This window comes from Sphingomonas pruni NBRC 15498, assembly GCF_001598455.1.
Classification (GTDB): Bacteria; Pseudomonadota; Alphaproteobacteria; order Sphingomonadales; family Sphingomonadaceae; genus Sphingomonas; species Sphingomonas pruni.
Map to the genome: position 1 here is coordinate 89,504 of NZ_BCYZ01000009.1, position 11,400 is coordinate 100,903.

Genomic DNA, 11,400 nt, shown 5'->3' on the forward strand with positions numbered 1-11,400 from the left:
GCGATGCGCCGACCCAGCGCCAAGAAGGGCGATGAACTGGGGGCAGTCGCCCCCGGCCTCGTCGAGATGACCGACCGGATTCTCTATAACGAGGTATGGGAGCGCAAGGAGCTGTCCAAGCGCGACCGCTCGCTGCTGACCGTTGCCGCGCTGATGACCGCCAATCGCCACCAGCAGCTCGAGGCGCATCTCGGCTTGGCGCTCGATAACGGGGTTACCCAGGAGGAATTGGGCGAAGCGATGCTGCATCTCGCCTTCTATGCCTCCTGGCCCGCATCGATCACCGCCTCGCGGCTGCTCCTGAACGTCGTCCAGAAGCGCGAGGGCCAAGGCGACGACGAGGAGTGAGATAAGTCCTCCCATTGGGGCTCATCCCGCTCTAAATTGCGGGTCAGTTTTCCGGCGCGAGCGGTGGCAGGCCGCGGATCAGATCCGCGGCGCGTTCGGCGACCATGATCACCGCGGCGTTGATGTTGGCGCCCGGTACCGTCGGCATCACCGATGCGTCGACGACCCGCAGCCCGGATATGCCTTTCACCCGCAACTCGCTGTCCACGACCGCGCCGGGATCTTCGCCCATCCGGCAAGTGCCGCTCGGATGCTGGGTGATCTTGAGATTGTTGCGGATAAAATCGTCGAGATCGGCGCCGCTGCCCGGTGCGATCTCTTTCTCGACCATTTCGCGCAATGGAGATGCCGCGAAGATCTTGCGCACCGCGGCGATGCCCTCGCGGATATCGGCAAAGTCGGTGGGGGTGGAGAGCAGGTTGAGATCGATGCGTGGCTTGGCGAGCGGATCGGATGAGCGCAATTCGACCGTGCCGCGGCTCTCGGGATGCAATTGCATCACCATGACCGACAGGACGTGACTTTGCCGCTTGCCGAACGGATACCACAGCTTGGCATCGAGCCGCACCGGAAGGAACACCAACTGGATGTTCGGGCGCTCCAGCTCGGGCCGCGTGCGCAGCATCTGCACGCCGCTGGTGATCTGGCTGGCAAAGGGGCCTTTCCCGGTCGCGATCCAGCGCAGTACCGACCATGCCGCACGATCGAAGCGGAGCGCGCTGAGAAAGCTGGTCTCGCGGGCCGCGAAGGTCATGTAGACCAAGGGATGCTCGGACAGGTCGCGGCCGACCCCCGGCGCATCGACCTCCACCGGAATGCCCAGCGCGTCGAGTTGCGCCGCGGGTCCGATACCCGACAGCATCAGCAATTGCGGCGAATTATAGGCCCCGCCGCTCAGCACCACTTCCTTGCGCGCGCGTACTTGCGAAAGCGTGCCATCCTGGCTGACTTCGACGCCGACGGCGCGCTTGTCCGCGATCAGCACCCGGGTCGCCTGCGCACCCGACAGCACGGTCAGATTGGGCCGCTTCATCGCCGGCTCGAGATAGGCGCGGGCCGTGCTGGCGCGCCGGCCCTTGCGGTCGACCGTCACTTCGCACCCCGAAAAGCCTTCCTGCCTGTCCCCGCTCAGGTCGTCGCTTTCCGCATAGCCCGCGGCGACCACCGATCGCCGGATCGGTTCCTGGAACAGGCGGCTACCATCGACCGGCGTGACGCTGAGCGGCCCGCTGCCGCCATGATATTTCCCGGCGCCGCGCCAGCTCGTCTCCATCTTGCGGAAATAGGGCAGGACGTCGGCATAGCTCCAGCCGCGAGCCCCCATCTGGGCCCAGCCGTCATAGTCGCCCGAATGACCGCGCATGTAGATCATGCCGTTCACCGAAGAGGAACCGCCATGGACGCGCCCACGCGGTAGCGGCATCGATCGTCCGGCCAGTTTTGCGTCCGGCTCGCTGGAATAGCCCCAGTCATAGATCGGATTGGCGGCGGTCATCATGAAGCCCAAAGGCATCCTGAACAGCCAATTGTCGTCCTTGCCGCCGGCCTCGATCAGCAGCACCGATTCCGTGCCGCTCTCACTCAGCCGATTGGCGAGCACGCAGCCGGCCGATCCCGCGCCGATGACGATGTAATCAAATTCGCGCTCTCTCTCAGGCATGCCGTCTTTCCGTCTTTCGGAAGCGCAAACGCCCCTGACGCATGATGATTTTGGGGCGCGAAAGCCCGTCGCGGCCCGGTCGATTGCGTTGTGACATGGCAAATAGCATTCGACAAGATATAATGTCGTTGGTTATGATGCACGCTACAGGCGAAGCTCGGCGAACAAATGTGACCCGTCTTCCGAGCGTGAATTGTGCTGAGAGGGGCCCAGGAAATGACGAGCGTGGCAACGCTGGAACACCCGCAAGTGCCCTCGCTGGACAAGGCGCAGGCCTTTGCCGCTGGGACGCAAAGATTGTTCATCGGCGGCCAGTGGGTCGATCCGCTCGAAGGCAAAAGCTTCGCGAGCCACAATCCGGCGACCGGCGCCAAGCATGCCGATATCGCCGAAGCGAGCGCGGCCGATGTCGATCGGACGGTGGCCGCCGCGCGGGCGGCGATGGACGATCCCGAATGGAGCGAGATGAAGCCGTCGCGGCGCGCGCGCCTCATCAATCGCCTCGCCGATGCGCTTGAGGCCAATATCGACGAATTCGCCGCATTGGAGACGCTCGACAACGGCATGCCGGTGCGCGACGCCAAATTCTTCCACATCCCGCACGCGATCGAATCGCTGCGCTACAATGCCGGCTGGGCGACCAAGCTCAACGGCGAGAGCATCGCATTGTCGGGCATGGGTATTTGGCACGCTTACACGCTGCGCGAACCGGTTGGCGTCGTCGCCCAGATCGTCCCGTGGAACGCGCCGCTCGCAATGGCCTGCGCCAAGATCGGCCCGGCGCTTGCTGCCGGTTGCGCCGTGATCCTCAAGCCCGCGGAGGAAACCTCGCTGACCGCGTTGCGCCTCGCGCATCTGGTCGAGGAAATCGGCTTCCCCGCCGGAGTGTTCAATCTGTTGACCGGTTTCGGCGAGCCTGTCGGCGCGGCGCTGACCGTGCATCCCGGCGTCGACAAGGTCTCCTTCACCGGATCGACCGAAGTCGGCCGGCTGATCCTTCGCGCCGCCGCCGGCAATTTCAAGCGCGTCACGCTCGAGCTTGGCGGCAAGACCCCGGTGATCGTGCTCCCCGATGCCGATCCGCTCAAGGCGATCGAAGGCGCCGCGCGCGCGATCTTCACCAACGCCGGCCAGGTCTGCAACGCGGGTTCGCGGCTGTTCGTCCATGAGCGCCATTTCGACCAGGTCGTCGAGGGCGTTGGCAAGCTCGCCGACGCGATGAAGCTCGGTTCGGGGCTCGATGCTGATACCAGCATGGGCCCGCTGATCTCGCAAACCCAGCGCGACCGCGTCCGCGGCTATGTCGAGAGCGGCGTATCGGACGGTGCCACGCTGCATGCCGGCGGCCGCGAGATCGACGGCGAAGGCTATTTCGTCGCGCCGGCGGTCCTCACCGGCACCAGCGCCGAGATGGCGGTGCGCCGAGAGGAGATTTTCGGCCCGGTATTGTGCGCGATGTCGTTCGCCGACCAGGACCTCGATCGCATCGCCGCCGATGCCAATGCCAGTGATTATGGCTTGGGCGCGGTGGTGTGGACCAACGATCTGTCCGCCGCGCACAAACTGGCGCGCAAGCTCAAGGCCGGCACCGTTCGGGTCAATGGCGGCGGGCTCGACCCCGCATTGCCGTTTGGCGGCTTCAAGCAGTCAGGCTGGGGCCGCGAGAACGGCCGCGAGGGCGTGGATGCCTATACGGAGGTCAAGTCTGTGGCGATCGCGCTCTAAACATTTGTCCCATGCGTTCGTGACGAACGCCGTTTGTTATAGTTAAGCCACTGAGGTGGAGGGGTAATTTTGAAGAATAATCCGGGAATCGGAATCATCGGCGGGGGCATTGGCGGGCTGACCGCCGCGCTGGCGCTGCTGCGCAAGGGGTTCGACGTTACCGTGTTCGAACAGGCCGGCGTGCTGGCTGAAGTCGGCGCAGGGCTGCAGATCAGTCCCAATGGGGTTCGCGTGCTGTGCTTGCTGGGGCTCGAGAAGGAATTGCTCGAGATCTCCTTCGAGCCCGAGGGCAAGGAAATCCGCCTGTGGAACACGGGCGATACCTGGAAGCTGTTCGACCTCGGCGTCGAATCCTCGGTACGCTACGGCTTTCCTTACGTCACCGTTCACCGCAACGATCTCCACCAAATTCTCGTCAAGGCTGTCGAGCAGGCATCGCCGGGTTCGATCCGCCTCGATCATCGCGTCTGCGCGGTCGAACAGAACGCCAACAAGGTGACCCTGTCGTTCGAGACCAAGCCTTCGGCGACGTTCGACATCGTCATCGGCGCCGACGGCGTCCATTCGAAGACTCGCGAACTGCTGTTCGGCGCGGGGCCGGCAAAGTTCACCGGCATCGTCGCCTGGCGCGGCGTGATTCCCGTCGAATTGCTGCCCGAGCGGCTGACCCGGCCGGTCGGTACCAACTGGGTCGGGCCGGGTGGGCACGTCATCCATTATCCGATCCGCCGCGGCGAATTGATGAACTTCACCAGCGTCATCGAGCGCCAGGACTGGACCACCGAAAGCTGGTCGAGTGCCGGCACCAACCAGGAATATCATGACGATTATCCCGGCTGGCACGCGGATGTGCACGCTTATATCTCGGCGATCCCGCAGCCGTTCAAATGGGCGCTGATCGCGCGTCCGCCGATGAAGGAATGGGTCAATGGCCGCGTCGCCCTGCTCGGCGATGCCTGCCATCCGTCGCTGCCGTTCCTGGCGCAAGGCGCGGTGATGGCGCTCGAGGACGCGTGCATCCTCGCTCGTGCGTTCGAGGAATTCGACACTATCGACGAAGCGCTCGACCGTTACCAACAGGCCCGCATCCCGCGCACCACGCGCGCGGTGATGGGCGCCTATGCCAATACCGAGCGCTTCCACAATCCGGCCCTCGCCGATCCGCGCAACGGCCAGGCCTATATCGACGAGCAATGGGCAGCCGATAAGGTCGTCGAGCGCTACGAATGGCTGTTCCGCTACGATGCCACCAAGGTGTCGCTGACCGAACCCGAAGCGGGCACGGCCTGACATGACGAGCGAAAAGACCGAATGGACGCGTCAGCCGCTGATCCTGTCGTTTGCGGACAATCCCAAGTTCAACGAGACCTATGGCTTTGCCGGCAATTCGGGGCACGTGAACCTTGAAGGCCAGTTGATGCGCAGCCCGACCTCGACGGCGCGCACGGTCTATATTTTCATGCACCCGACCTCGGTGCTGCATCTGTTGCCCATGCCGGTGTCGCTCGCCGATGCCGGCCTCGACGTGCTGTGCGCCGCCAGCCGCTATCCGCGCAACGACGCGGCGCTGATTCAGGAAAAGGTCGCCATCGATCTCGGCAAGTGGATCGCCTATGCCCGCAGTGAACTAGGGTATGAGAAGGTCGTCCTGCTCGGCTGGTCCGGCGGCGGATCGTTGTCGCTCTTCTATCAGGCCCAAGCCGAGACTCCGACGATCACCCATACCCCGGCGGGCGACCCGGTCGATCTGGTCAATGCAGGGCTCCAACCAGCTGACGGGGTCATCTTCATCGCCGCCCATCTGTCGCGCGCCGAGACACTGACCGAATGGCTCGATCCCTCGGTGATCGACGAGCTCGATCCCGACAATCGCGATCCCGAGCTCGATATCTATTCGCCGGATTGCCCCAATCAGCCGCCCTATAGCGCCGAGTTCGTCGCGCGTTTCCGTGAGGCGCAACGCGCGCGCAACCGCAAGATCACCGCCTGGGCGCAGGACATGCTCCAGACGCTCAAAGCCAAGGGCACGGCTGAGCAGGAGCGCGCCTTCGTCGTTCACCGCACGATGTGCGACGTCCGCTGGTTCGATCCGGCGGTCGATCCCTCGGATCGCCGTGTCGGTTGGAGCTATATGGGCGATCCGATCGCGGTCAATGTCGGGCCGGTCGGCCTCGCGCGCTACACCACGCTACGCTCATGGCTCAGCCAATGGAGCTATGACGAATCAAACGCCAAGGGTCCGCTCAACGCCGCCAAGATCCACAATTCGCCGGTGCTCTTGATCGAAAATACCGCCGACGAAGCCGTGCCCGCGACACATAATCCGGCGATCTTCGCGGCGCTGGCCACGCCCGACAAGGAATATCTCCAGCTCAAGGGAGCGACGCATTATTATCTCGGCCAGCCCGAACTGCTCGCCCAGTGCATTGATGCGGTGATGGACTGGAGCCGGCGCAAGGGCCTGCTCGCACAATGACCGCGACGCCGGCCAGCGAGCAGGCAATTGCCGGCGCGCTGGCCGAGCTGGTCGGCGCAATCGGCGGCACCGCTTTTCCCGGCAGGTTCCTGAGTGCCATGCGCGCGCTCGCGGGCGTGGAGCTGTGCTCGGTCTTCCGCTGCGATCGCGGTCGGCCCGTCGAATTGCTGTTCGCCGAGGGCACGCCGCCCACGCCCGATTTCCCGATGCGCGCCTCGCTCGATTACGCCCGCAATTACTGGCATTCGGACCACCAGATCACGCGGCTTGCCCGCTCCGCGCGGGCCGGGCCGGTGGTCGTCCGCAAGCGCGCCAGCGATATCGCCGATCCCGCCTGGCGAGCGGCCTGCTACGAGCGCGCCGGGGTCGCCGAGCGGCTGTCGATCGTCCTACCCGGCGCGTCGATGCTCGTCGCCAACGGCTATCTCACAGCCGCCCGCGCGCCCTTCGCGACCGATGACATTCTCCGGCTCGAAACCTATGCCGCACTGCTGATGGCCGCGGTCGAGCGCCACCAGCACGCCGCCAGGTCGATGTTCGATGAAACGGCCTTGGTTCAGTCGTTGATGGGATTGGACTTCGGCCTCAGCATCCGCGAGGCCGAGATTTCGGCCGCGATGATTCTGGGCGAAACCCAGGACGAGATTGCCGCGCGCACCCGGCTTTCGCATGGCAGCGTCGTTACCTATCGCCGCCGCGCTTATGGCAAGCTCGGGGTCGCCAACCGCCGGGATCTGTTGCGCCTGCATCGCCGCCTGGTCAGCGGCGAAATCCCTTCCTCCGTCGCTGCGACTTAGATATCATACAGGCTTATAAACAGGATCGCGCGGAGCGGCCGCATAATCAGGAGTAGGGGATGGCGAGTAAATGGTTGCGGATCGCGCTCATGGCCGGCCTAGCGCTTGGCGCAGCGCAGATCGGCCAGGCCCAGAATGCCGCCAATGTCGATCACAAGCGCATGGTCGACGCCGATCGGACGCCCGGCGAATGGATGGGCCCCGGCCGCACCTATGACGAGCAGCGCTTCAGCCCGCTCAAGCAGATCACCGACGCCAATGTCGGCACGCTCGGGCTCGCTTGGTATGCCGACCTTGCGGTCGATCGTGGGGTCGAGGCATCGCCGCTGATGATCGGCGGAGTGCTTTACAATATCGAGCCCTGGAACGTGACCGTCGCTTACGACGCGGCCACCGGAAAGGAATTGTGGCGCTATGATCCCAAGGTCGATCGCGACAAGGGCCGGCTGGCCTGCTGCGACATCGTGTCTCGCGGTCTCGCCGCCTGGCAAGGCAAGATCCTCATCGCCACGCTCGACGGCCGCCTGATCGCGCTGGATTCGAAAACCGGCAAGCCCAAGTGGAGCGTCAATACCTTCGATAAGGTGTGGCCCTACACGATCACCGGCGCGCCGCGCGTGTTCAACGGCAAGGTGCTGATCGGCAATGCCGGCGCGGAGGGCGCCGCGCGCGGTTATGTCACGGCCTATGACGTCAATACCGGCAAGCTGCTCTGGCGCTTCTACACCGTTCCCGGCGATCCTTCGAAGCCGCAGGCGAATGCGGCGCTCGAAATGGCGGCCAAGACCTGGAAAGGCGAATGGTGGACGCGCGGCGGCGGCGGCACCGTTTGGGATTCGATCGTCTACGATCCCGATCTGGACCTGATCTATATCGGTGTCGGCAATGGCGGTCCCTGGGCGCAGGCCTATCGCAGCCCCGGCGGCGGCGATAACCTGTTTCTGTCATCGATCGTCGCGCTCAACGCCAAGACCGGCGAGTATGTCTGGCATTACCAGACCACGCCGGGCGACGAATGGGACTTCACCGCCACCCAGTCGATGATCCTCGCCGACCTCACCATCGACGGCAAGCAGCGCAAGGTGCTGATGCAGGCGCCGAAGAACGGCTTTTTCTACGTGCTCGATCGCACCAACGGCAAGCTGATTTCCGGCCAGCCTTATGTGGCGATGAGCTGGGCCAACGGCATCGACATGGCGACGGGCCGCCCGAACGTGAATCCTGAAGCGCATTACGGCGTGACGCCGGTGATGATCACTCCCGGCGCGGGCGGCGGGCATAACTGGAATCCGATGGCCTACAGCCCAGTCACCGGGCTGGCCTATTTTCCGGTTACCGAGATGTACATGGCGTATGCGCTCAACCCGAATTTCAAGCCGACTCCGGGCAATATGAGCCAGCTTGGCATCGCCACCACGGGCTATGAGCTGAACCGCAAGGCGATCAACGACTATGCCGCAGCCAACAACAAGACATGGCTGACCGCCTGGGACCCGGTCGCGCAGAAAGAGCGCTGGCGCGTGCCCTATCCGGTGCGCGGTAGCGGCGGCGTGCTCGCCACTGCCGGCAACCTCGTATTCCAGGGCACGGTCGGCGGGACGTTCGCGGCCTATCGCGCCGATACCGGGGCGAAAGTCTGGGAAATGCCTGTTCAGCAGGTGCCGATCGCGGCGCCGATCAGCTACATGGTGGGCGGCGTCCAATATATCGCGATCAATGCCGGCTGGGGCGGGGGACTTGCCCATTCGACCAGTGCCAAATCGCTCGGTTTTCCGTTGTCGCCCTCGCCGCGGCTGCTGGTGTTCAAGCTTGGCGGCACCGCGCAATTGCCGGCGATCAAGGGCAGCGGCCCGGAGCTCGTTCGGCCCGCCGAAACCAATGCCAGTCCCGCGACAATCGCCCGCGGCGAATTGGTCTATGCCCAGCAATGCTCGGCGTGCCACGGCGAGCAGGCGCGTGGCGGGGTCAAGGACCTGCGCCGGATGAGCCCGACGACGCATGACGAATTCCTCGACATCGTCCTTGGCGGTAAGCGGCGGGAAAAGGGAATGGCGAGCTTCGCCGACCTGGTTTCCAAGTCGGACGCCGAAGCGGTCCACGCCTATCTGATTCACCGCGCCAATGAGGATTGGGCCAAGATCCAGGCCGGGGAATAGCCGCCCCGGCTCCGGACAGCGCGTGACGAGCGAGCGGCGCGGCCGCCCGCTCACGCCATCATGCTCTAATTCCGGAACACGACCGTCTTGGCACCGTTGAGCAGCACGCGGTCTTCCAGGTGGAGCTTGACCGCCTGCGCCAGCACCCGCCGCTCGATGTCGCGGCCCTTTGCCACGAGGGCGTCCGGGCGGTCGGCGTGAGTGATCGGCTCGACATCCTGCGCGATGATCGGGCCTTCATCCAGGTCGGAGGTGACGTAATGCGCGGTCGCGCCGATCATCTTGACGCCACGGGCATAGGCCTGGTGATAGGGTTTGGCGCCCTTGAAGCCGGGCAGGAAACTGTGATGGATATTGATGCACCGGCCTGACAGATAGGCGGCCATGTCGTTCGACAATATTTGCATGTAGCGGGCGAGCACGATCAGCTCGGCGCCGGTCTCCTCGATCAGCGCCTTGATCCGCGCTTCCTGCGCCGCCTTGGTGGCTGCGTCGACCGGCAGATAGTGGAATTGCAAATCCTCGATCAACGGCGTCGCCAATACCTCGCGCGGATGGTTCGAGACGATTCCGACGATATCCATCTCGATATCGCCCGTGCGTCGGCGATAGAGTAGGTCGACCAGACAATGGTCGAATTTCGAGACCAGGATCAATGTCCGGCGGCGTTCGGCGCGGGGCCGCATTTGCCACTCAATCTCGAACCTGCGCGCGAGTGGGGCGAACTCGCGGTGGACCTGATCGTAGGGGGTCGTGCCGCTCAGCGCGAACTCGACCCGCATGAAGAAGCGTCCGGTTTCGGCATCATCGAACTGCTGCGCCTCTAGGATATTCCCACCCCTTTCGGCGAGGAAGTTGGAGATCGCCGCGACGATGCCGGGGCGGTCGAGGCACGAAAGGGTGAGAAGATAGGAATCGTTCACGGTCATTCGGTCACCTGGAAACCCGATGCTGAGCCACGCAGCTGGAATGCGCCGGCGGCGACCGATCCCATCCACTGCGCGGTCCGATCGAGGCCGCCGAAGGGAAACAGATGGAAGCCCATCGGCTGAAGCTCGCGATAGGCCGATGTCTCGGCGAGATCGCGGATGATCGGATCGGGCGCGGTTTCGCTGAGCAGCCTCGCGATCGACGACCCGCGCGTGATCAGCGCCTTGGCCGACGTTCCCACGCCGCAGATCGCGGCGAAGCGCAGCAGCGTGCGGATGCCGGCCGGGCCGGCAAGGCCGATGCGCACCGGTACATCGGCATTGCGCCGGCGAAAAGCGATCATCCAGCGCAGGATCGGGTCCGCGTCGAAACAGAATTGGGTGATTACCCCCGGCGTCATTTCAAGGCTGCGGATGGTTTCGATCTTGGCGTCGAGGGTCGCGTCGAGCGTCGTATCGTCGACCTTGGGATGCCCCTCGGGATAGCCGCCGAGCCAGATATGCCGCAGCGCCGCCTGCCTGAAGGCAGGACTGGCGATCAGCGCGGCGCTGTCGTCGAACGGGCCGCTCGCCTGATTCACATCGCCGCTGATCACCAGCAATTGCGTGACCCCGGCATCGTCGCACAGCCGGCCGACCAACCGCTGGAGATGGTCTTCGCTATTCACCATCCGCGCCGCGATATGCGGCACCGGCTCGAACCCGGCATCGCGCAACTTGCGCGAAGCAATGACGCGATTGTCATCGTCGTCGGCCGGCAGCCAGGTCACCGATACCCGTGTGCCGGGCGCCAGCCGCGCGTTCGCCGCGTCGATTCCCTTGTCGTCGCGCGCGGAGACTTCGTACGAAGCCTCGCGCGCGAGATCGACGATGCGCTCGCGCACGGTCCCGGCCGGATCGGCGGCGCTGGAGGGCGCCGTGAGCGAGCTCTGCATCGACGCTGCCTCAATACCGATAATGGTCGGGCTTGAACGGTCCTTCGACCGGCACGCCGATATAGTCAGCCTGTTTCTGGGAGAGCTTGGTCAGCTTCACGCCGAGTTTCTCAAGGTGCAGTTCGGCGACCTTCTCGTCGAGATGCTTGGGGAGCACATAGACGTCGTTCTTGTACTGGTCGGCCTTGGTGTAGAGCTCGATCTGCGCCAGCGTCTGGTTGGTGAACGACGAGGACATCACGAACGACGGATGGCCGGTCGCATTGCCCAGGTTCACCAGGCGGCCCTTCGACAGGATGATGATCTGCTTGCCGTCCGGGAACTCGACCAGGTCGACCTGCGGCTTCACTTCGGTCCATTTGTAGTTGGACAGA

General features: G+C 64.3%; 10 protein-coding genes. 6 read left to right on the top strand and 4 right to left on the bottom strand.

Annotated features, from left to right (window positions below):
* Positions 1 to 3 precede the first annotated feature (3 nt).
* The gene (locus tag SPR01S_RS04480) at positions 4 to 348 is read left to right on the top strand and encodes a carboxymuconolactone decarboxylase family protein (protein WP_066585502.1); all 345 of its coding nucleotides are present in this window, start codon (positions 4 to 6) and stop codon (positions 346 to 348) included.
* A 43-nt stretch (positions 349 to 391) separates the two neighbouring features.
* Here the strand turns inward: SPR01S_RS04480 and SPR01S_RS04485 are convergent, their stop codons facing one another.
* Complete coding sequence (locus tag SPR01S_RS04485; RefSeq protein ID WP_066585505.1) at positions 392 to 2,008, bottom strand: GMC family oxidoreductase; 1,617 nt, start codon at positions 2,006 to 2,008, stop codon at positions 392 to 394.
* 216 nt (positions 2,009 to 2,224) lie between these two features.
* Here SPR01S_RS04485 and SPR01S_RS04490 point away from each other — a divergent pair, with 216 nt between their 5' ends.
* The 5 genes from SPR01S_RS04490 (at position 2,225) to SPR01S_RS04510 (ending at position 9,162) form a co-directional block, all read left to right on the top strand.
* Positions 2,225 to 3,733: an aldehyde dehydrogenase family protein gene (locus SPR01S_RS04490; RefSeq protein WP_084250932.1), complete on the top strand. Its 1,509-nt coding sequence runs from the start codon at positions 2,225 to 2,227 to the stop codon at positions 3,731 to 3,733.
* Positions 3,734 to 3,802: 69 nt separating this feature from the next.
* Positions 3,803 to 5,023, top strand: coding sequence for an FAD-dependent monooxygenase (locus SPR01S_RS04495; RefSeq protein ID WP_066585508.1), 1,221 nt, complete (start codon positions 3,803 to 3,805; stop codon positions 5,021 to 5,023).
* 1 nt (position 5,024) lies between these two features.
* Positions 5,025 to 6,209 (top strand): alpha/beta hydrolase family protein, encoded by a 1,185-nt coding sequence (locus SPR01S_RS04500; RefSeq protein WP_066585510.1) that lies wholly within the window; start codon positions 5,025 to 5,027, stop codon positions 6,207 to 6,209.
* Positions 6,206 to 7,006 carry a helix-turn-helix transcriptional regulator gene (locus SPR01S_RS04505; protein WP_066585513.1) on the top strand — a complete coding sequence of 267 codons (801 nt, stop codon included), beginning with the start codon at positions 6,206 to 6,208 and terminating at the stop codon, positions 7,004 to 7,006. The genes SPR01S_RS04500 and SPR01S_RS04505 overlap by 4 nt, the downstream gene beginning before the upstream one ends.
* 59 nt (positions 7,007 to 7,065) lie before the next feature.
* Positions 7,066 to 9,162 (top strand): PQQ-dependent dehydrogenase, methanol/ethanol family, encoded by a 2,097-nt coding sequence (locus tag SPR01S_RS04510; protein WP_066585515.1) that lies wholly within the window; start codon positions 7,066 to 7,068, stop codon positions 9,160 to 9,162.
* Positions 9,163 to 9,227: 65 nt separating this feature from the next.
* On the opposite strand, the gene purU is transcribed toward SPR01S_RS04510, so the two are convergent.
* The 3 genes from purU to SPR01S_RS04525 form a co-directional block, all read right to left on the bottom strand.
* On the bottom strand, positions 9,228 to 10,091 hold the full coding sequence (purU, locus tag SPR01S_RS04515) for a formyltetrahydrofolate deformylase (RefSeq protein ID WP_066585517.1): 864 nt from the start codon (positions 10,089 to 10,091) through the stop codon (positions 9,228 to 9,230).
* Positions 10,088 to 11,026: a methylenetetrahydrofolate reductase gene (locus SPR01S_RS04520; protein WP_066585519.1), complete on the bottom strand. Its 939-nt coding sequence runs from the start codon at positions 11,024 to 11,026 to the stop codon at positions 10,088 to 10,090. Before SPR01S_RS04520 ends, purU begins: the two co-directional genes overlap by 4 nt.
* A 10-nt stretch (positions 11,027 to 11,036) precedes the next feature.
* Positions 11,037 to 11,400, bottom strand: a 364-nt coding sequence (locus SPR01S_RS04525) for an adenosylhomocysteinase (RefSeq protein WP_174531866.1), incomplete at its 5' end; no start/stop codon positions are given.